This is a genomic window from Glaciecola sp. 1036, from assembly GCF_050306235.1.
GTDB lineage: Bacteria > Pseudomonadota > Gammaproteobacteria > Enterobacterales > Alteromonadaceae > Glaciecola.
In genome coordinates, this window is record NZ_JBLWFH010000001.1 from 313,065 (window position 1) to 335,109 (window position 22,045).

The following is a 22,045-nucleotide window of genomic DNA, read 5'->3' on the forward strand; positions in this document are numbered from 1 at the left end:
TCGATAAAAAACATGATTAATTTGCTCATAATGTGTATGTAAACCCTAAGAAGTACTGAGTACCGAAGTATTGAATGGTCCCAGTTCTAGACTGGTCGCCAAAGTACGACTTGGTGGGCTCGTCAGTTATGTTATTGGCTTGGAATAAAACACCAAAATTATCATTGATTTGATAAGACGCTTGGAAATCAACCACGATTTCAGAATCAAAGTTAACGACCTGATCGTTTACCGCGACTTGCTGAGAAGCAAAATTATCTCGATAACGAGCATTAATTCGAGTCTCAAAATCTTCGTATTCCCAAAACACAGTTCCTGAGAATGTATTAGGTGAAAATCCAGGTAAATCAGCTGTATATACACCTCGGTCAGAATTAGCTATACGCGTGATCTCGGTTTGTGTATGGGCGTAGGTCGCAAAAACCCCTATCCCGTCAAAAGGTGCAGGCAAGAAATCAAAGATTTGCTGATAGGAAATCTCTAGACCACGAATATATCCACCTTCAGTGTTGTTTTGTGCAGTTGAATAAGAACCGTCTAATAAAGGTACTTCTATGGTTAAAGGTTCGCCATTCTCATCCAACACAACAACGAGCTGATTCGGATCATCTTGGCTTTGTTCCTCAACCACTATTTCAATAGTGTCAGGGACTTCAAAGCCATTGGCACGGAAATCATAGGGATCGGTAATATCATTATCAACGAAGGATTCTATATCTTTATAGAAAAGTGCTACAACCAATGCGCTCTTGTCGTTGAAGTACCATTCATAAGAAATATCATATTGGGTCGCATAAAACGGTCGCAGATAAGGGTTATTATTGTTTTGACCGGTAAAGTAGGCATCGCCATCGACAACAATTTCGCCTGTATCTAAATCACGGATAGCATTCGGCTCTATTATTCGCGTTCCAGTATTGGCAAATAGACGGTTAATCGGTGGACGCCCCATGACCTTAGCGGCGGCAAATCTCACGTATTGATCATCTGTGATCTGGAAATTTAAGTTTAACGACGGCAAATAATCCGTGTAGTTCTCTTCTAACAATACATAGCGGAACTGGTCTGTAATATAACCAATCTCATCAGCAATGTATTGCGCACCCTCTTCAATATTTCCATTTACGTTCTGATAAAAAGTTGATGCTTGCTTGGTATCAACCATACGCACGCCTAAGTTACCAGTAACAGGAATGCTCCCTAGTTCCATATTGAAATTTGCCATGACGTAGGCTGAGGTCACTTCTTCAAAAACCTTACCGCTTTCAAGTACAGACCATGAAGTGTCGTTTAATGATAATTCTTCTGGCCTATTGATAACACCATCGTATCCCCCCCAACTTTGCACTGGTTGTGGAATACCATTTGGAAACCAATTATTAAGAGCCTTATCTAAATCTATCGATAGGTAGCTAGGGAAGTAGGAAAAATCGCCTTCCCAATTTACTACTTCAGCCATGTCTGGAGTAATCTGTAACGGCGGTTGAGCTGTTAAGAAGCTACCATCACTTCCATATTCGTAAACACTTCTATCGTTACTGTACTCACGATCTGAATATCTTGCGCCAAACTCAATCGACGAAACAAAATCATTTTCGAGCAGATATTTAAAGTCCATGCGATACGAATCTAAAGTATCTTCATTTTGATAAGGATAGATGCCATATTTAGAAACAAGCACCTTGTCCATATCAGCAAAATAATCCGCTTGATTGAATCCAAGATCTGGAAGATCCAAGCCGTTTAATTGATAACTAATTGAAACATTGGTATCCAATGCCGGTTGATCTGCGTAGGCATCTTCCGATACTAGTGACCACAATAAGCCATTTCTAAAGTCATTTTCTGCAGCAGAGCGCGCTATATCAAAATTGACTGATAAGTTGTCACTGATTTGCCAATCTGCGTTTAGACCTAAATTGAGGATCTCATCGAAATCTTGGTTATCATCATTTACTAACTCAACACGGGTAAACCCACCGTTCACTCGGTTAACGGTAGCTCCAATAACATGGTTATCGACAATAACTGGATTAGAAATTTGTGCGTTAGACGATTCTAATTTTACCCTAAAACCTCTCGCAAAATCTTTGGATTCAAATTTCGAATAGAAGACATCACCTTTTAATGTAAAATTATCCACTGGTGCCCATTCAAAGGCTGCTACATAGCCGTCACGAGTTTCTTCCCCACCCGCATGTTGCATTTCGAAACCTTCGGACATCATTACGCCTTCACAACCGGTACAATCTTGCTCAGATAATTCACGGTTGTATGCTAGCCCGATAAACTGCGTGGATACACTGGGTTGGAATAATCTTGCGTAACCTAAAGCGATACCTAAGGTTTCATCTAAAAACTTGCCTTGATATGAAAAGCTGATCCTGTGGCCAAATTCATTTGCATCAGATACTTCATTTGCTCTATCGTTGTACATGCCTCGAATATTAGCAACAAACTTGTGATCTTCTGCATTTGACAAGGGACTAGCTGTATTTAATTCAACAGTACCTGCTACACCACCTTCTATTAATGAAGCTTTGGGGGATTTATACACAGCCGCACTATTGATTAATTCAGAAGGATATTGAGAAAAGTCAATGGCTCTTGTGCCTGTTGTTGAAACTTGCTCTCTGCCATTTAAGGTCGAAAAAACAAAATCCCCTGCCAAGCCACGGATATTGATTTCAGCTGCTTGACCGCCGGTTCTTACCGCTGAAATACCAGGAAGTCGTGTTAGCGCATCGGCGATAGAAACGTCTGGCAAACCACCCAAATCATCGGCTGAAATCTGCTCGGTTACCGTGTCACTGAAGCGTTTTGCATTCAATGATTTAATTAGACTAGTAGCAAAACCTTTTACCTCAATAACTTCGACGTCTTCATTGTTATCGATATCGACATCATTTTCTTGTGCATGCAAAGGTAAGCTGCCCACTATAAGACCACAAGCGACGAGCGCGCTGGTCACTAAATTGGGGTTGAATCTTTTCATATAGGTGTCCCATTTTGTTTTACGCCACCTGTTAACATTTTGTTACTTTGTTGGCGCAAAAACATACTATCCAGCGGCTTATGTTACATTTCTGCTACATTTTAATCATCAATCTGCATACGTATTCATTGAAAATCTCACAATAATAGAAATAGAAAAACGATGGTTCTTTGTATATTTATCTTTATATTTTTCAATCTATTAAAAAGTGAATGTTAGTCATTTAGTTAAAACCAAGGGTAGATTTCTGAGTCTTTAGGCCTTTAGCTGCAAGATGAAAGTTTCTGTATTTTAATAGAACTGTCGACAAATTTTACAATTTCATTAAATCTGTAAAATTAATAATTTCAAATCTCATTGTTATCAATATGTTAAAAGTAAGGCATGATTTCTGCTTATTTTTTGAGCTATTGTAAAAGTGAAGTACAATTTTCTACACAAGGAATTGACAACTATGAAATTTAAAAAACATATAAAACAAGCCGCTGTCGTTATAGGGGCCGTTTTACTATCTATACCTTCACAGGCTGCTGTAATTGATGTGTTATGGGTGGGAGGCTCGACTTCGTATAACGCAAACATAACCGAACTGGCCAATGAAGCAGCCACTTTTGATCCTAATTCAGATGGCAATAATACGTGGAATCTGACGCTGTGGGATAATAGCGTAATGCCAACTCCTGATTTTAGTGCATATGATGTTTTGGTCATTGGCAGTTATTTAACTGGTAGCTTCAATATGGGCCAAACACCTGATGGCGTGCTTGCTAATCGTGCTCAGATAGAAAACGCACGAGGATCAAGAACATTAATAACTGGTCAGGATGCAGATTGGCATGATTTAAATAACCGACCTGACCAAGATGATGGTCCAAAGGGGTTTTTAATAAATGCTGTAAATTGGGCTGCATCGGGTACAGGGTTAGGAGTAGTAGCTATGCCTGACCAAATAAATTCAGCAGGTTGGTGGATGGATCCCGAGTCATTTCTTAGAAACGAGCTTATGGGGAATGTCAATTATTTTAACACTAATGGTGTCTTCCTAGGTGCTGGGCAAGAAACATTTCCAATAAATGAAGGACTATCCAGCGCAGGATTAAGTAATTGGAATACATCTTCACATGTGATTTTTGATGATATCGATGGTTATGTAGGTATTAACTTTGAAGGTCCGAATAGTACTGGAAGAGCAATTACAATTGTAACGGAAGGCCAAGAAGATGGCGGTACTACAGTTAACGCAAGTAACCCTAGTGCAACACTTTTAATTGGCTTAGGGATAACCGGACTCTTTATGCGAAGAAAAAGAAACTAATAATCTTAATTAAACATACATAATAAAAAACCGGTGCAAGCACCGGTTTTTTTAAGCATCTTTAGGTTAAAAATTACCAGCCGGTAATTTCTCGTAAACCTTTTCCGATTTCAGCAAGAGAACGTACAGTTTTAACGCCTGCATCTTCAAGTGCTTTAAACTTCTCATCAGCAGTACCTTTACCACCAGAGATTATCGCACCTGCGTGGCCCATACGCTTACCAGGAGGAGCTGTAACACCCGCAATGTATGACACTACTGGCTTAGTTACGTTTTCCTTGATAAAGGCCGCCGCTTCTTCTTCTGCAGTACCGCCGATCTCACCGATCATAACGATAGCTTCAGTTTCTGGATCTTTTTCAAACATAGTAAGAATATCGATGAAGTTAGATCCAGGGATAGGATCACCACCAATACCTACACAAGTTGATTGACCAAAACCTTCGTCAGTGGTTTGCTTAACTGCTTCATAAGTTAATGTACCTGAACGAGATACAATACCAACTTTACCTTTCTTATGAATGTGACCAGGCATGATCCCAATCTTACACTCATCTGGTGTAATTACACCTGGACAGTTAGGACCAATCATACGTACACCTTTTTGATTTACGTATTCTTTAACGTAAAGCATGTCTAAGGTAGGAATACCTTCAGTAATACATACGATAAGCTCAATGCCAGCATCTGCAGCTTCAATAATTGAATCTTTACAGAAAGGAGCCGGTACATAGATAACAGTTGCTGTTGCGCCAGTAGCTTCTACCGCATCTTTAACTGTATCAAAAACTGGTAAACCTAAATGTTCAGTGCCACCTTTACCTGGTGTAACACCGCCAACCATTTTAGTACCGTAAGCAAGCGCTTGTTCTGAATGGAAAGTTCCCTGACCACCAGTGAAACCTTGGCAGATAACTTTGGTGTCTTTATTAATTAAAACTGACATTATTTGCCCTCCGCTGCTGCAACAACTTTTTCTGCTGCATCAGTTAACGATTCAGCAGCAATGATATCCAAACCTGAATTCGCCAATACTTCACGACCTAATTCTGCGTTGGTACCTTCTAAACGCACAACAACAGGTACAGATACGCCAACTTCTTTGACTGCACCAATGATACCTTCAGCGATCATGTCACAACGTACAATACCACCGAAGATATTAACTAATACTGCTTTTACATTGTCATCTGAAAGGATGATTTTGAATGCTTCAGCGACACGCTCTTTAGTTGCACCGCCACCAACATCCAGGAAGTTAGCAGGTTTTCCACCATGTAAATTAACGATGTCCATGGTACCCATTGCAAGGCCAGCACCATTAACCATACAACCTACGTTACCGTCTAGAGCAACATAGTTAAGCTCCCACTGAGCTGCATGCGCTTCGCGCGGATCTTCTTGAGAAGGATCGTGCATATCACGCACTTTACCTTGACGATAAAGAGCATTGCTATCAACACCTACTTTTGCGTCTAGACAATGTAAGTTGCCGTCAGATTTAATTACTAATGGGTTAATCTCGATTAATGCAATATCAAGATCTTCAAACAATTTCGCAAGTCCCATAAAGATTTGGGCAAATTGTTTGATTTGAACGCCTTTAAGACCAAGTTTGAACGCGATTTCGCGTGCTTGGTATGGCTGAGCACCTACTAAAGGATCAATTTCAGCTTTAAGAATTTTCTCTGGCGTTTCTTCCGCTACTTTCTCAATTTCAACACCACCTTCAGTTGATGCCATGAAAACAATTTTGCGTGAAGTTCTGTCTACTACTGCACCAAGATAAAGTTCTTGATCGATATCTGTACAGGATTCAACAAGGATTCGACTAACTGGCTGACCATTTTCGTCTGTTTGATAAGTAACTAAGTTCTTACCTAACCAGTTTTGTGCAAACTCGCGAATTTCTTCTTTCGACTTTACAAGTTTAACACCGCCAGCTTTTCCGCGGCCGCCCGCGTGTACCTGACACTTTACGACCCATTCTGAACCGCCAATGCGGTCTGCAGCTTCTACCGCTGCTTGAGGTGTATCAGCAGCATATCCTTCAGACACAGGAAGCCCGTATTCTTTGAACAGCTGTTTACCCTGATATTCATGCAAATTCATGTTGATATATCCGATCTTGTTGAGTGATAGACTAGTCGCCTAGTCCGGTTTAAAGACGCCGAATTCTAACATGAATCCGGCGTAATTCCAGATGATACCTGAAGTTGACCAATATTCAGCCAACTCAGACAAAAGTATCAAACATCCAACAATAGTCTTGTTGGATCTTCTAACATTTCTTTAACAGTTACCAAGAAGCCTACTGATTCTTTACCATCAATAATTCTATGGTCATAAGACAAGGCTAAGTACATCATAGGTAAAATTTCAATTTTGCCATCAACTACCATTGGGCGGTCTTGAATTTTATGCATACCTAAAATTGCACTTTGAGGCGGGTTAATAATAGGTGTAGACATTAATGAACCAAACACACCACCATTAGTGATAGTGAAGTTTCCGCCCATTAGATCGTCCATCGATAATTTACCATCTCTACCTTTAATTGCTAAGTCTTTGATACCCTTTTCAATTCCTGCCATGCCCAAAGCATCACAATCTTTTAAAATAGGAGTAACCAAGCCGCGAGGGGTAGAAACAGCAATCGAAATGTCAAAATAGTTGTGGTAGCAAATGTCATCACCATCAATAGATGCATTTACTTCAGGGAAACGTTTTAACGCTTCCGTTACCGCTTTTACATAAAACGACATAAAGCCTAAACGAATACCATGACGCTTTTCAAAGCTGTCTTGATATTGCTTACGTAAATCCATAATTGGCTTCATATTGACTTCATTAAAGGTAGTCAACATAGCAGTTGAATTTTTGGCTTCTAATAAACGATTAGCAATTGTCTTACGTAGACGCGTCATTGGAACACGTTTTTCAGTGCGATTCGCTAATACAGGTGTAGCATCATCTTTAGATTCTGCAGCCGCTGGTGCCTTGCTGGAAGAGCCAGATTTTAAGTATTTTTCTACATCTTCTTTTGTAATACGACCACCTTTGCCAGTGCCTTTTACATTACTTGGGTCAATGTCTTTTTCAGCAAGTAAACGACGTACCGATGGAGACAATGCATCTGAATCACTATCATCGCTACTTTCAGCTGGTGTAGATGCACTTGCTGAAGCACCTGCACTAGCACCTGCCACAAATTTTGCAATGACTTCTTCAGCCGTTACCGTTGCGCCTTCTTCTGCGAGGATTTCACTAACGCTACCATCCGCTGGAGCAACAACCTCAAGTACTACTTTATCGGTTTCTATGTCGACAAGATTTTGGTCTCTAGAAACTTGCTCGCCCACTTGAACATGCCATGTAGACACTGTTGCATCTGCAACAGATTCAGGTAACACTGGTACTTTAACTTCGGTTTCTTCACCACCGGAAGATGCGCCTTCGCTAGAAGATTTAGTTTCGTCAGAAGCTTCTTTTGCATCACTTGCGCTATCTTTGCTTGCAGCGCCAGATTCTTCAACTTTACCGATAACTTGTTCTCCAAGGACGGTTTCGCCTTCTTGGAATAAAATTTCGCCTACAACACCATCGGCAGGTGATACTACTTCTAGTACTACCTTATCGGTTTCAATATCTACTAAGTTTTGGTCGCGAGTCACCTTATCACCGGCTTTAACATGCCAAGTGGCAATAGTCGCATCCGCGACGGATTCAGGTAATACTGGAACTTTTATCTCATGTGCCATTGTTTTTCCTATTTAATCGTGAGTGCGTCTTCGACCAACGCTTTTTGTTGTTGACTGTGAACTGCCGCATAACCTACTGCTGGAGAAGCAGAAGCCTTACGTCCGGCATAAGTTAAACTTGCACCTTCTGGAATCGCATCCTTAAAGTGGTGCTGACTGCAATACCAAGCGCCTTGGTTTTGTGGCTCTTCTTGACACCAAACCCAGTCTTTAACGTGACTGTAAGGCGCTATTATTTCTTTAATTTCTTCTTGTGGGAACGGATACAATTGTTCGATTCTGATAATCGCAACATTGCTTTGTTCTCTCTTACGTCTTTCTTCTAGTAAGTCATAATAGACTTTACCTGAACACATCACCACACGTTCAACTGATTTACTTTCCAGTTCATCAATTTCAGCAATAACGTTGTGGAATTTACCTTCAGCTAATTCTTCAAGACTGCTAACCGCTAAAGGATGACGCAATAACGACTTAGGCGACATAACGATCAAAGGCTTACGCATTGGTCTTACCATTTGTCGTCTAATCATATTGTATACCTGAGCTGGCGTTGAAGGTACGCAAACCTGCCAGTTATGATCAGCACAAAGCTGTAAGAAACGTTCTAAGCGAGCCGAGCTATGCTCAGGGCCTTGACCTTCGTAACCGTGAGGAAGCAATACTGTTAGACCGCATAACCGTCCCCACTTTGCTTCACCAGAAGACAAGAATTGGTCAAATACTACTTGTGCACCATTGGCAAAGTCCCCAAATTGCGCTTCCCAGATAGTAAGTGCCGTTGGTTCAGCGGTAGCAAAACCATATTCAAATGCCATTACCGCTTCTTCTGACAATACTGAATCGTAAATTTCAATAGTGCCTTGGTCATCAGCGATATTTTGAAGTGGGATGAAAGTTGATGCATCATCTTGACTATGTAGCACTGCATGACGATGGAAGAAAGTTCCTCGACCTGAATCCTGCCCAGTGATACGGATATCATTTTTTTCCGCAAGCAGAGTTGCATAGGCTAGGTTTTCAGCCATCCCCCAATCAAGCAAACGCTCGCCAGATAACATGGCTTTGCGATCGTTATAGAGTTTGTTTACTCGTGATTGAAGTCTAAAGCCGTCTGGTACATTAGTTATAGCTTCGCCCAGTTCTTTAAGACGCTCAACTGACAAACTCGCATCGTATTCTGTATCCCAGTCATGACCAATGAAAGGACTCCAATCAACTGAATGCTCAGTCATTGGGCGCCATTCTTCAACAACGCAAGCGCCGTGATCTAAGGCTGCTCTATATTCCTCAAGCATCTTATCAATTTCATGCTTGTCTATGGTTCCTTCAGCGACTAACTGATCAGCATAGATTTCGCGTGGTACTGGATGTTTTTTAATTTTTTGGTACATCAACGGCTGAGTAGCATTTGGCTCATCAGCTTCGTTGTGTCCATGACGGCGATAACAAACTAAATCTATTACCACGTCTTTCTTGAATTTGTTTCGGTAATCTAAGGCGAGTTTAGTCACAAACATAACAGCCTCAGGATCGTCAGAATTCACGTGGAAAATTGGCGCCTGAACCATTTTGGCAATATCAGTACAGTATTGAGTAGAACGAGTGTCTTCAACCTTTGATGTGGTAAAACCGACTTGGTTGTTAATCACTATACGAACTGTACCGCCTACAGAGAATCCTCGGGTTTGTGACATGTTGAAAGTTTCTTGCACAACACCTTGACCAGCAATTGCTGAATCCCCATGAATAGTAATAGGTAACACCACACTACCATCCATTGATTCTCTACGTGTAAGTCTTGCTCTCACCGACCCCATTACCACAGGATTTACAATTTCCAAGTGTGAAGGGTTGAATGCTAGTGCCAAGTGAACATTACCACCTGGTGTAGCAAAGTCAGAAGAATAACCTGCATGATACTTAACGTCACCAGCGCCTAATGAATCATCGTGCTTACCAGCAAACTCATCAAACAAAACGGAAGGGTTTTTACCCATTACGTTTACAAGTACGTTTAGACGCCCGCGGTGAGCCATACCTACAACAACTTCTTTAGCCCCTTGAGTACCCGCTTCTCGAATCAAGGTCTTCAACATTGGGATTAGCGCATCACCACCTTCTAGTGAAAAACGCTTAGCACCTGTAAACTTAGAACCTAGGTATTTTTCCATACCATCAGCGGCAATAAGCCCTTTAAGGATGCGAACTTTTTCATCTCGGTCAACCAATGGCTTTGATTCAACCGACTCAATCCGTTGTTGTAACCAACGTTTTTGCTCTGTGTCAGTAATGTGCATGTATTCTGCACCGATTGAACCACAGTAAGTTCTGTTTAAAGATTTAAAAAGTTCACCTAGTGGAAGCTTTTCTGCATCTACTGCGTATGAGCCTAAGTTGAACACAGTATCGAAATCTGCTTCGCTAAGGTTGTGATGAGAAAGTTCAAGATCTCTAACACGCTCTTGTTGCCACAATCCTAGTGGGTCCAAGTTGGCATGCTGATGGCCTCTAAATCTATAGGCATTTATTAACTGAAGGACTTTGACTTGTCTATCGTCAGAAGGACTTTCGCTCGATGATGCTGCACTGCTACCCGCACGGGATAAGGGGCCTAGTGCAGCCATCTTTCGGAAGTCTTCGCGAATGTCCGAATGTTTAGTTTCAACTGAAACGCCATCTACCTTAGGTAATCCTTCAAACACTGTACGCCAGTTCTCAGGTACATTTTGAGGATTATCAAGATAGGCTTCATACAATTCTTCTACGTAGGCGGCGTTGCCTCCAGCCATATGAGAAGATTCCCACCACGCTTTCATCACGCTATTTTGCATCGTTTAGCCTTGAATCAATTTGATTACTATATTGTATTCTAAGTAGTTTTTAATTTAAATCGCTTACCACTATAGTGTTAGCGAAAATTAAACATTTTCCAGTCAACTGACAAAAAAATAGCCATCCATATGGATGGCCATGTAATTATAGTACATTTTCACTATCAAAATCAGTTACTAATGTAGTCAATTATACTGCTCTCTGTAATAACATAGATTTTATTTGTCCAATAGCCTTGGTTGGGTTTAACCCTTTAGGACAAACATTTACGCAGTTCATAATGCCATGACATCTAAATACACTAAATGCATCGTCAAGATCACTTAGTCTTTCATCTGTCGCAGTATCACGGCTGTCAATCAAGAACCGATAAGCATGCAACAAACCCGCTGGCCCAATAAACTTATCAGGATTCCACCAGAATGAAGGGCATGAAGTTGAACAACATGCACATAGAATACATTCGTACAAGCCATCTAATTTAGCTCGTTCTTCCGGAGATTGCAGGTTCTCGCGTGCTGGCGGTACTTTGCTATCATTAATTAAATAGGGTTTTATTTTCTCGTACTGAGTGTAGAACTGAGTCAAATCAACCACTAAATCTCTCACTACCGGCAAACCAGGTAAAGGACGAATCTTAATTTCGCCGCTACCTAGTGCTGACAGAGGAGTGATACAAGCAAGACCATTTTTACCGTTCATATTCATACCATCGGAACCACAAACACCTTCGCGGCAAGAACGGCGGAACGATAAAGTTGGATCTTGTTCTTTCAATGCCAACAGTGCATCAAGCACCATCATATCTTGGCCTTCTTCTACTTCCAAGGTGTAATCTTGCATGTGTGGTGCATTATCAACGTCTGGATTGTAGCGATAAATAGAAAACTTTAATTGCATAATAATCTACCCCTATTAATAAGAACGCACTTTAGGTGGGAAGGCTTCACGCAACTTAGGTGCCATGTTGACATCACGTTTACGCATAGATTCAGTTTCAGGTACATAAATGCTATGACACAACCAGTTTTCGTCATCACGATCTGGGAAGTCAAATCGACTATGTGCACCACGAGACTCAGTTCTAAAGTTTGCAGCTACTGCAGTACAGTAAGCAGTTTCCATAAGGTTATCTAACTCTAGACACTCAATTCTTTGGGTATTGAAATCTGAACTCTTATCATCAAGACGCGCATATTTTAATCTCTCACGAATTTCAGATAGCTCTTTTAAGCCTTCAGCCATAGCGTCACCTTCTCTAAATACAGAGAAGTTTAATTGCATGCACTGCTGCATATCTTTCTTAATTTGAACAGGGTCTTCACCTTTACCTTTTTCAGAAGACTCCCAACGATTGGTTCTAGCCATTGCTGCATCAATGTCAGATTCACTCGCGTCAGATTTAATATCAATTTCGTCCAAACTCTTGCCAAGATGCAAACCAGTTGCTCGACCGAAGACAACCAAGTCTAATAATGAATTTCCGCCTAAACGGTTAGCACCATGCACAGATACACAAGCAATTTCGCCGCAAGCAAATAACCCATCAATAGGTGTTTCATTTCCATCTTTATCTACATTAATAACTTGACCATCAACGTTAGTTGGAATTCCGCCCATCATATAGTGACAAGTTGGGATAACAGGAATCGGTTCTTTTACTGGGTCAACGTGAGCAAAGGTTCTTGATAGCTCAAGAATACCTGGTAAACGAGATTCAAGAACGTCTTTACCTAAGTGATCTAACTTAAGTTTAATGTGAGTTCCCCAAGGACCTTCACAACCACGACCTTCTCTGATTTCTGTCATCATTGAACGAGCAACAACGTCTCGACCAGCCAAGTCTTTAGCATTTGGTGCATAACGTTCCATGAAACGTTCGCCATCTTTATTTAGAAGGTAACCACCCTCACCACGACAACCTTCTGTCACCAAAGTACCAGCACCCGCTATACCTGTTGGGTGGAATTGCCACATTTCCATGTCTTGCGCTGGTGCACCCGCTCTTAATGCCATGCCTACGCCATCACCTGTGTTGATGTGAGCATTAGTAGTAGACGCATAAATTCGACCGGCGCCACCAGTTGCAAGTACTACCGCACGAGACTTAAAGTAAACAACTTCGCCTGTTTCAATATCAATAGCAGTACAACCAACAACTTGGCCATGCTGATTTTTCACTAAATCAAGGGCGTACCATTCGCTGAATACTGTTGTTTTATTTTTTACATTTTGTTGATACAACAAGTGTAATAAGGCATGTCCTGTACGGTCAGCTGCGGCTGCTGTTCTTGCCGCTTGCTCACCACCAAAGGCTTTAGATTGACCGCCAAATGGACGCTGATAGATGCGACCATTTTCAAATCTTGAAAAAGGTAATCCCATATTTTCCATTTCGATAATGGCTTCAGGGCCCGTTTTACACATATATTCAATGGCTTCTTGGTCGCCAATATAATCAGACCCTTTTACAGTGTCGTACATGTGCCATTCCCAATTGTCTTCATGACTATTGCCTAGCGCAACTGTAATGCCACCTTGCGCTGAAACAGTATGAGATCGGGTTGGGAAAACTTTTGATAATAACGCACAGGTTTTACCTGATTGTGAAATCTGGAGTGCAGCTCGCATGCCTGCACCGCCAGCGCCTATAACTACCGCATCAAACTCATGAACTGGTAATGTCATTCTACACACCCCACAAAACGAATAGACCGATTGCAACATAAGCAAATGCAATCAAATTCAAAATATACTGAAGCACCATTCTTAATTTATGTGCTTTTACGTAGTCAGTTAATACCTGCCAAAGTCCAACACGTACGTGCAACATAACAGATACTAAGGCAGCTAAAGTAAATGCCTTAACCGACACAGAAGAAAATACACCTTTCCATACTAAATAGGTCATTTCTTCAGTGGAAACAAATACGTACACCATGTAGAGAGTAAACGCCAGAATGATGGCGGCAGTAGCACGCAAGGTAACAAAATCTTGAATACCGTTGCGCTTGATAGAAGCTTGATTAGTTACCATACGAGAACTCCAATGACAATTGTAAGTACAATCCAAAGCCCAATAGCGATGTTAGCACTTAAAGTGCCTGAATCGAGCTCTTCCCAATGTCCCATATCCATGATTACGTGACGAATACCACCAATAATATGATAGGTTAATGCAGATAGAGTACCTATAGTGATTATTTTTCCAATCACTCCAGACATCACACTGACCACCATATCGAAATTTTCAGCAGAAGTCAGAGAAGTTGCCCACGCCCATATGACAAACAGTAGCGCAAAGAACATTGCTACACCTGTTACCCTATGCAGAATAGAAGCATGACTGGTAGCAGGAAATTTAATTGTGGTTAAATCTAAATTTACTGGTCTTTGTTTTTTCACAATAAATGCCCGTGTTGTTTCCAATTAATTAACAAATCAAAATCTAATTAATTCGTCTTGTGTAATCACTTACTTTTCAGCAAGTTATTGTTAAGTTTTTGTAAACAAAATATATCAATCCATTTACAAAATAACCCTTATTTTTCAGCGGGTTTGAATATAGCAACCCCTATGATATATATCAATCAATTGTTGTGGCTTAGGACATTAGTATTAATCATTTCATGTAAACTCGTCTATCCAGCTTCAAAATGTCGAATATATATTAAACAGATATGCATTTAAATTGACTTATGCGCTCAATACCATAAGAATAAGCGAACTTTTCCCCTCGATTTGAGCAATTTTCAGCAAGTTGTGAACAAATTAAGCATTTCTTCCGTTTAACGGAAAATAAAAATTTAGGAGAACAATGCATGTCAAATGAAACCGCCAAACTAACTGTCGGCGATAAAGAGATTGAACTGCCTATAATGAAAGGTACTGAAGGTCACCCTGTGATTGATGTAAGGTCTCTTGGTGCAAATGGTTACTTTACATTCGATCCAGGTTTTATGGCTACAGGTTCTTGTGAGTCAGAAATTACGTTTATCGATGGTTCTGAAGGCGTTCTTTTGCACAGAGGCTTCTCAATTGAAGACCTAGCGAGAGACTCTGATTATTTGGAAGTCTGTTATATGTTGTTGCATGGTGATGCACCATCTTGCGACCAATACAAAGAATTTAAAGATACTATCACTCGTCACACCATGGTGCATGAACAAATTAATATGTTCTTCCATGGATTCAGAAACGATTCTCACCCGATGGCAATGTTGTGCGGTACTGTGGGTGCATTATCATCTTTCTATCACAGTGACTTAGATGTTTCTAATCCAGAGCAACGTGTTCGTTCTGCACACAGATTAATCGCCAAGATGCCTACATTGGTTGCCATGAGTTATAAATATAACATTGGTCAGCCATTTGTTTATCCTCGCAATGACTTAAGCTATGCAGGTAACTTCTTGAACATGATGTTCTCAGTACCAGCCGAAGACTACAAAATCAGTCCAGCAGTTGAACGTGCTATGGACCGTATATTTATATTACATGCGGACCATGAGCAAAATGCGAGTACCTCAACTGTTCGTTTAGCTGGCTCTTCAGGGGCGAACCCTTATGCCTGTATCGCAGCGGGTGTAGCATCTCTATGGGGACCTGCTCACGGTGGTGCTAATGAAGCTTGTTTACGCATGTTGGAGCAAATTGGCTCTGTGGATCGTATTCCAGAGTTCATCAAGCGTGCTAAAGATAAAGATGATCCATTTAGATTAATGGGCTTCGGTCATAGGGTTTATAAAAACTATGATCCAAGAGCAACTGTAATGCGCGAATCATGTCATGAAGTGTTGGAAGAGTTAGGTGTACAAAACCCATTACTTGAAGTTGCAATGGAACTCGAAAGAATTGCCCTTAGTGACCCCTACTTTGCAGAGAAAAAATTATTCCCGAATGTTGATTTCTATTCAGGAATCGTATTGAGTGCTATTGGCATACCAACCAATATGTTCACTTGTATCTTCGCGTTAGCGAGAACTGTCGGATGGATTTCTCATTGGCATGAAATGATGAGCCAACCAGGTCAGAAAATAGGTCGTCCTCGCCAGTTATATACTGGACATAGCAAACGTCCTTATACACCTATTAGCAAGTAAGCTAAATTTTACTGTAAAATTGGCGCGAATATTCGCGCCATTTTTTTGGAGTTGACTGAATGCCAACTGAAGCAAAAATTCTCGGATTTTTAGGCTTAATCCCTTTTGTAGCTCTGCCTCTATTTGTATTAACTGGCATACTCGCTTACTTTGAGAGCTATCTATACTTCGTACAATATTCAGCCATAATTTTATCGTTTTTTGGTGGTATTCACTGGTTTGCAGCATTAGCCAACAATGGCCCTAAGCATCAACTCTATATGGCAATGCTTCCCAGTATAGTGGCTTGGCTTTCATTGATTATGTTAGATGGGGAAATGCTACTTAGTACTCTATCGATCGCCTACATTGGTGTCTTAATCTACGATAAATACACCATAGTGATGGAAAAACACAAAATCATCGAATACATAAGCCTGCGAATGGTTTTAACCAGTATAGTAGTACTTTGTCACCTGACAATGGCATTTATTTAGAGCCTGTTTAACTTTGCTGAGCCTTAATCTTATAAAAGACAAGGCTCAATAGTCTAAAATGCAGGTTATCAGGACTGAGAGATTAAAGCAGACAACTCTTCGGTTTTCTTTTGCATCAAAGGGATATCTTGTTTGGCCTCAACGTTAAGTCTAATCACAGGTTCTGTGTTCGATTTACGAAGATTAAAACGCCAGTTCTCAAATTCAAACCCAACGCCATCAGTAGTATCAATTTTTACGGCATCTGCGGCGTAAATATCTCGGATTTTCTTTATCGTATTACCAGCATCTTGTACGGTGAAGTTTATTTCCCCAGAACTTGGGTATTTTTCAATACGTTCTTGCACCAAGGAAGAAAGAGGCTTGCCTGTGCTCGAAATTAACTCAGCCACTAACAGCCAAGGGATCATACCAGAATCACAATAAGCAAAATCTCTGAAATAGTGATGAGCGCTCATTTCTCCGCCATAAATAGCATCTTCTTTACGCATTCTTTCTTTGATAAATGCATGACCAGTTTTGCATCGCACTGGCTTACCGCCAGCTTCATTGATGATATCTTCGGTATTCCAAAATACACGAGGATCGTAGATGATTCTTGCGCCTTTTTCTTTCTGCAAAAAGGCTTGGGCGAGAAGTCCTACTATGTAATAACCCTCAATAAACTCGCCATTCTCATCAAATAAGAAACAACGGTCAAAATCGCCATCCCATGCAATTCCCATGTCTGCATTTTCTGACTTTACTACGCTAGATGTTGCGCCACGATTTTTAGGTAATAAAGGATTGGGAATACCGTTTGGAAAATCCCCATCTGGTTTATGATGGACTTTTACAAAGGTCACGGGCACTTTTTGATGCTCAAAAAATAACTCTAATGCGTCTATGATATGCCCAGCAACGCCATTTCCAGCATTTACCACTAGTTTTAATGGCTTAATCGAGCGTAAGTCTACATATTCGGCTAAATGCAATATGTAGTCATTGATGCAGCTTTTCTTTTCGTATTTGCCAGTGCTAAGTAACATGGTTGTTAGCACACTCGCCTGCCCAGATAAAAATTCTTGCTCGTTGACAAGACGATTATCAGCATAATAAGACAAACGTTTTTCTACTTCTTCATCTGAAAAAGCTTCAGCAGCACTTTTTATTGCGTTAAGTCCACTGTCACCACTGATTGGCACTGAGCCGGCCTTGACCAGCTTCATACCGTTATAATCAATAGGATTATGACTTGCAGTTACTTCAATGCCGCCATCGACACCTAAATGTTTAGTAGCAAAATAAATTTCTTCAGTGCCTGAAACACCTAAATCAATAACCTCACTGCCGCCATCTATTAGCCCAGCGGCTAGTGCTAGCTTAAGCGGATTTGAAGTGTGTCTTGCATCAGCGCCCACTACCACTTTTTTCGATTGTAAGTGAGTTGCGAACGCCCGCCCTACTCTATAAGCAACATTCTCAGTAAGTTGAGAAATTAATTGACCTCGAATGTCGTAGGCCTTAAAACATGTGATTGTCGTCATTATTTAATAAAAAGTAACTTATTCAAACGGTTATCATAAGATACTTAGTATAAGTCTTCAATCACACTTTTATGACACAGATAAATTTTTACAGATGATGCCTATTGTGCGGTACCTTAAGGTCCATAATTGGTCCCATAGGCACCACTTGCGTTGGGTTAATCATATGATGGCTATAATAATAATGGCGTTTTATATGCTCGAAATTAACAGTGTCTGACACCCCTTCTATTTGATAAAGCTCGCGCAAATAGCCGCTAAGGGAAGAATAATCTTCGATTCTTCTTAAGTTACATTTGAAATGGCCTACGTATACAGGATCAAACCTAACCAGGGTCGTAAACAAGCGCCAGTCGGCCTCCGTGAGACTATCACCTACTAAGTATCTTTGTGTCGACAGTCTTTTATCCAAATAATCTAAAGCATCAAATAGTGCTTTTACGGCTTCTTCGTATGCTTCTTGGGTTGTTGCAAATCCAGCTTTATAAACGCCGTTATTAACATTGTCATACACATACTGATTAATTTCATCTATCTCGGTTGCTTGTTCAGCAGGATAATAATCAAGTTGATTTCCAGTGATTTCATTGAATGCTGAATTGAACATTCGAATAATGTCCGCAGATTCATTACTCACGATTGATTCAGTTTTTTTGTCCCAAAGAACTGGCACAGTAACTCTTGACGTAATATCAGATTTAACTTTGGTATACAGTTGATGCAAATAATCAAAATTAAACAAATGATCTTTAGTAGCATCAGGAAAACCACCAAACTCCCAACCATTCTCTAACATATCAGGGCTCACTACAGATACCCCAATGTGATCTTCCAATCCCTTTAATTTGCGAAAAATTAACGTTCGATGAGCCCAAGGGCAAGCTAGAGAAACATACAGGTGATAACGGCCAGACTCCGGTGAAAATTTTGCATCTGCCTCGGATGAAACATGATCTCTAAACATAGATGCTTGACGTTTAAACTTGCCATCGCTTTCTTTGGTGTCATACCATTTATCTTGCCACTTACCTTCTACTAGTAGTCCCATATTTGCCTCTTTTGTCTCTAAAAATAATGATATAATTAGACCATCAACTAATTTAGAAAATTACTGTGTATTTTTCATTTAACCATTCGATTTTATAGAAATGTCTTATAACGAACGTTTTGCAGGTATAAAACGCCTTTACGGTGAAATTGGATTAGTCGCATTGCAAAATGCCCATGTAACCGTAGTAGGATTAGGCGGCGTCGGCTCATGGAGTGTAGAGTGCTTAGCAAGAACAGGCATCGGTCAAATAACGCTTATCGATTTAGATGACATCGCCACTTCAAACGTCAACCGACAATCCCATGCCTTGACCGACACTCTCGGACTATCCAAAGTGGAAGTGCTGTCTCAACGTGTTTTACAAATTAATCCTGATTGTAAACTAACGCCTATTGAAGATTTCGTCACCCAAGACAATTTACACGCGCTGATCCCTCAAGACACTCAGGTAATTATTGATGCTATAGACGCAGTAGCAGCTAAAGCAGCACTTATAGCCTTTGCTAAACGCAAGAAAATTAAAATAATTACTGTCGGTGGCGCAGGCGGACAAAGAGACCCTATGGCAGTAACCAAAGGCGACTTGGCGAAAACCATTCAAGATCCGCTGTCTGCAAAGGTCAGAAGCGAGTTGCGACGAAGTTATGGCTTTTCCAAAAATACGAAACGACGATTCGGTGTAGAATGTATTTACAGTACTGAACAGTTATTGTTTCCCACCCCTGACGGCAACGTCAGTCAACAGAAACAACAGGCACAAGGTAGCGGAAAAATGGATTGTGCTACTGGGTTTGGTGCATTCGTAGGCGTAACATCCCAATTTGGCATGTTAGCGGCCAGTAGAGCCATAGACTATATTGTTCGCCAAGAGACGGTTTAATTTGCCAGACTGTTCGACCGTTCTCGTTTCACATCGAGTAATATCGCAATTACTAACCAAATAGATACAGCTGAAAATAAGAAAATAGAATTCTCAGCCAACCCCATAATTTGCTCGCTTAAAACAGCGGTACCGGCAATAAGCAACAAGTAATAGGGTAAGTTAAGAAGTCCGGCTAACCAGACTACTTTCATGCTTTTTTGGGAGGCGCCTTGGGCAAACATAAAAAAAGCTAAGGAATTAATATGAATCATCGCAACTAACAAATGTCGAAACTTGGTCTCAGAGCGTTTAAATTTTTTAGACTCGGAATATTTGCCTAATAAAAAGTTGATGACCGAACCTAAAGTCGCAGCGACAACCATCGCAATAGTGAGATAAACTATGTCTTTGGCATCGGGATTAGCGCTGACCACTAGAATAACAGCAAAAAATTGCCCCGGAAAATAGAAGCCAATATAAATAATTGATTCTAGTAAAATAATAAGAAATATAAGTAAATAAAATCCTTCATCAAACGATGCTTGCAAAGATTCTAATATGCGTAAACCAGGCGGTATAACATTCATATATACCAATGTATTTATCGCTGATAGTGCAATCAGGGCAGTTAACGGAAGAATGAAGTTATATTTCATTAAAATTCAACAAATTTAAAATGATGCGATAAAATACACTATGATGTAAGGGCGTATTTAGTTTTATTATTACTAAATTTTAACCCAATCTTTAGTTGTAGGTAAAAATTCATTCGGTGACCTCAGGAGTTAACTATTGTTTAGACCGAAAACCACATTAGAACAATGGCGAATTTTGCAAGCAGTCGTTGACAACGGTGGCTATGCACAAGCTGCCGCAGCCTTGAATAAAAGCCAATCTTCTCTCAACCACGCAGTATCAAAATTGCAAACAATGCTCGACGTGCAATTGCTAGAAATAAAAGGTCGACGTGCGGTTTTAACAGAGGCTGGAGAAGTACTTCTTAGACGTTCTAGAGATCTGACCCAAACAGTTGAATCATTGGAACAACTGGCGGTTAACATAAATCAAGATTGGGAGCCTGAAATTGTTTTTGCTGTGGATTTGGCTTATCCAAGAGAGTTTGTATATCCAATATTGCGCGACTTTTTACCTGAAAGTCGAGGTAGCCGACTTAAAATGTTAGATTGTGTGCTTACTGGTACTAATGAACATATCATCAAAAAAACCGCAGATTTAGTCATTCATACTGAGGTTCCTAAAGGCTTTTTGGGGGAACCCATTGCCCATATGAATTTCGTTTTAGTGAGTCATCCAGAGCACGAATTAGCCTCGTTACCAACCGCTATTCCCCCGGAAACTCTAGCCCAACACTTACAATTAGTGATTGCAGATTCATCTAGTAATCCAATTGAAAAACAAGGATGGCTAAAATCAGAAACCCGCTGGACGGTTAGTCAATTTGATACCGCCATCGATCTGCTTTTACAGAACATCGGTTTTTGTTGGCTACCAGAACATAAAGTGGTTAACCATATCAACCAGGGTAAACTTAAACGACTGACCGTTGAAGGTAGCCAATATCGCAGAATAACTGCCTTTTTAATCTGCCCACAACCAGATAAAAAAGGACCTGGTGTTACTTTGTTGGAAAAACTTATTTTACAACACCGTCAGATTCAATTACCTTGATTTCAGGTTAGAGCAAACATAAATATTATGAAACAAGAAGAACTAGAAGAGTTAATGCAACAAAGTGCAGCAGACGCAGTATCTACCGCACAAGAAGAACTAGCAATTACCTTAGATTACTCAATAGAATCCATTTCCTTAGTAGATGACGTAATACTGCAACTACGAGAGAAATATCCCGAGCAAATCTTAGAAGACAAAGCCGTTTTTACCATATGTAATATTTTCGGTGCTTATATTGGAGAAGTCTTTTTAGCAACTGCGGGCGGAAAATGGTTGTATGACGTAAGTGATCCAGCATCTCCGAGTATTTTCATGCAACACGGTGAGCATACATTTGCATTCGCAGGTGTTTGTTTTGAAAAACTAGTAAGAGATCTTTCTGTGAGTATTACCCATTATTTTGAACAAGCTTTAGAAAACGTCAGCTGAG

18 protein-coding genes are annotated in these 22,045 nt (G+C 40.4%); 6 read left to right on the plus strand and 12 right to left on the minus strand.

The window, feature by feature from the left end:
* Nucleotides 1-25: 25 nt before the first annotated feature.
* Nucleotides 26-2,995 (minus strand): TonB-dependent receptor, encoded by a 2,970-nt coding sequence (locus ACNKW3_RS01425; RefSeq protein WP_427397501.1) that lies wholly within the window; start codon nt 2,993-2,995, stop codon nt 26-28.
* Between the two features lie 454 nt (nt 2,996-3,449).
* Here ACNKW3_RS01425 and ACNKW3_RS01430 point away from each other — a divergent pair, with 454 nt between their 5' ends.
* Complete coding sequence (locus tag ACNKW3_RS01430) at nt 3,450-4,310, plus strand: hypothetical protein (RefSeq protein ID WP_427397502.1); 861 nt, start codon at nt 3,450-3,452, stop codon at nt 4,308-4,310.
* A gap of 73 nt (nt 4,311-4,383) precedes the next feature.
* On the opposite strand, the gene sucD is transcribed toward ACNKW3_RS01430, so the two are convergent.
* The 8 genes from sucD to sdhC form a co-directional block, all read right to left on the minus strand.
* A complete protein-coding gene (sucD, locus tag ACNKW3_RS01435; RefSeq protein ID WP_427397503.1) occupies nt 4,384-5,256 on the minus strand; it encodes a succinate--CoA ligase subunit alpha in 873 nt (290 codons plus the stop codon).
* Complete coding sequence (gene sucC, locus ACNKW3_RS01440) at nt 5,256-6,422, minus strand: ADP-forming succinate--CoA ligase subunit beta (RefSeq protein WP_427397504.1); 1,167 nt, start codon at nt 6,420-6,422, stop codon at nt 5,256-5,258. Before sucC ends, sucD begins: the two co-directional genes overlap by 1 nt.
* Before the next feature lie 137 nt (nt 6,423-6,559).
* On the minus strand, nt 6,560-8,071 hold the full coding sequence (gene odhB / locus ACNKW3_RS01445; RefSeq protein WP_427397505.1) for a 2-oxoglutarate dehydrogenase complex dihydrolipoyllysine-residue succinyltransferase: 1,512 nt from the start codon (nt 8,069-8,071) through the stop codon (nt 6,560-6,562).
* Between the two features lie 8 nt (nt 8,072-8,079).
* On the minus strand, nt 8,080-10,905 hold the full coding sequence (locus ACNKW3_RS01450) for a 2-oxoglutarate dehydrogenase E1 component (RefSeq protein WP_427397506.1): 2,826 nt from the start codon (nt 10,903-10,905) through the stop codon (nt 8,080-8,082).
* 190 nt (nt 10,906-11,095) lie between these two features.
* Nucleotides 11,096-11,806 carry a succinate dehydrogenase iron-sulfur subunit gene (locus ACNKW3_RS01455; protein ID WP_427397507.1) on the minus strand — a complete coding sequence of 237 codons (711 nt, stop codon included), beginning with the start codon at nt 11,804-11,806 and terminating at the stop codon, nt 11,096-11,098.
* Between the two features lie 15 nt (nt 11,807-11,821).
* On the minus strand, nt 11,822-13,594 hold the full coding sequence (gene sdhA, locus ACNKW3_RS01460; protein WP_427397508.1) for a succinate dehydrogenase flavoprotein subunit: 1,773 nt from the start codon (nt 13,592-13,594) through the stop codon (nt 11,822-11,824).
* Nucleotide 13,595: 1 nt separating this feature from the next.
* Nucleotides 13,596-13,943 carry a succinate dehydrogenase, hydrophobic membrane anchor protein gene (sdhD, locus tag ACNKW3_RS01465; RefSeq protein WP_427397509.1) on the minus strand — a complete coding sequence of 116 codons (348 nt, stop codon included), beginning with the start codon at nt 13,941-13,943 and terminating at the stop codon, nt 13,596-13,598.
* Nucleotides 13,937-14,311, minus strand: coding sequence for a succinate dehydrogenase, cytochrome b556 subunit (gene sdhC, locus ACNKW3_RS01470; protein WP_427397510.1), 375 nt, complete (start codon nt 14,309-14,311; stop codon nt 13,937-13,939). Before sdhC ends, sdhD begins: the two co-directional genes overlap by 7 nt.
* 416 nt (nt 14,312-14,727) lie before the next feature.
* Here sdhC and gltA point away from each other — a divergent pair, with 416 nt between their 5' ends.
* Nucleotides 14,728-16,008 (plus strand): citrate synthase, encoded by a 1,281-nt coding sequence (gltA, locus tag ACNKW3_RS01475; protein ID WP_427397511.1) that lies wholly within the window; start codon nt 14,728-14,730, stop codon nt 16,006-16,008.
* A 59-nt stretch (nt 16,009-16,067) separates the two neighbouring features.
* Entirely contained in the window at nt 16,068-16,484 is a 417-nt protein-coding gene (locus tag ACNKW3_RS01480; RefSeq protein WP_427397512.1) for a DUF3429 domain-containing protein, read from the plus strand.
* 68 nt (nt 16,485-16,552) lie between these two features.
* Here ACNKW3_RS01480 and ACNKW3_RS01485 read toward each other — a convergent pair whose 3' ends face one another.
* Nucleotides 16,553-18,010, minus strand: a complete 1,458-nt coding sequence (locus ACNKW3_RS01485; RefSeq protein ID WP_427397513.1) for a phosphomannomutase CpsG — start codon at nt 18,008-18,010, stop codon at nt 16,553-16,555.
* Nucleotides 18,011-18,098: 88 nt separating this feature from the next.
* Nucleotides 18,099-19,058, minus strand: a complete 960-nt coding sequence (locus tag ACNKW3_RS01490) for a glutathione S-transferase family protein (protein WP_427397514.1) — start codon at nt 19,056-19,058, stop codon at nt 18,099-18,101.
* Nucleotides 19,059-19,158: 100 nt separating this feature from the next.
* Here ACNKW3_RS01490 and tcdA point away from each other — a divergent pair, with 100 nt between their 5' ends.
* Nucleotides 19,159-19,941 carry a tRNA cyclic N6-threonylcarbamoyladenosine(37) synthase TcdA gene (tcdA, locus tag ACNKW3_RS01495; protein WP_427397515.1) on the plus strand — a complete coding sequence of 261 codons (783 nt, stop codon included), beginning with the start codon at nt 19,159-19,161 and terminating at the stop codon, nt 19,939-19,941.
* Here tcdA and ACNKW3_RS01500 read toward each other — a convergent pair.
* A complete protein-coding gene (locus tag ACNKW3_RS01500) occupies nt 19,938-20,579 on the minus strand; it encodes a hypothetical protein (protein WP_427397516.1) in 642 nt (213 codons plus the stop codon). The two genes, tcdA and ACNKW3_RS01500, sit on opposite strands and share 4 nt — an antisense overlap.
* Nucleotides 20,580-20,715: 136 nt before the next feature.
* On the opposite strand from ACNKW3_RS01500, the gene ACNKW3_RS01505 reads away from it, so the two are divergent.
* Both ACNKW3_RS01505 and ACNKW3_RS01510 read left to right on the plus strand, forming a co-directional pair.
* On the plus strand, nt 20,716-21,612 hold the full coding sequence (locus tag ACNKW3_RS01505) for a LysR family transcriptional regulator (RefSeq protein WP_427397517.1): 897 nt from the start codon (nt 20,716-20,718) through the stop codon (nt 21,610-21,612).
* Nucleotides 21,613-21,639: 27 nt separating this feature from the next.
* On the plus strand, nt 21,640-22,044 hold the full coding sequence (locus ACNKW3_RS01510) for a hypothetical protein (RefSeq protein ID WP_427397518.1): 405 nt from the start codon (nt 21,640-21,642) through the stop codon (nt 22,042-22,044).
* Nucleotide 22,045: the final 1 nt, after the last annotated feature.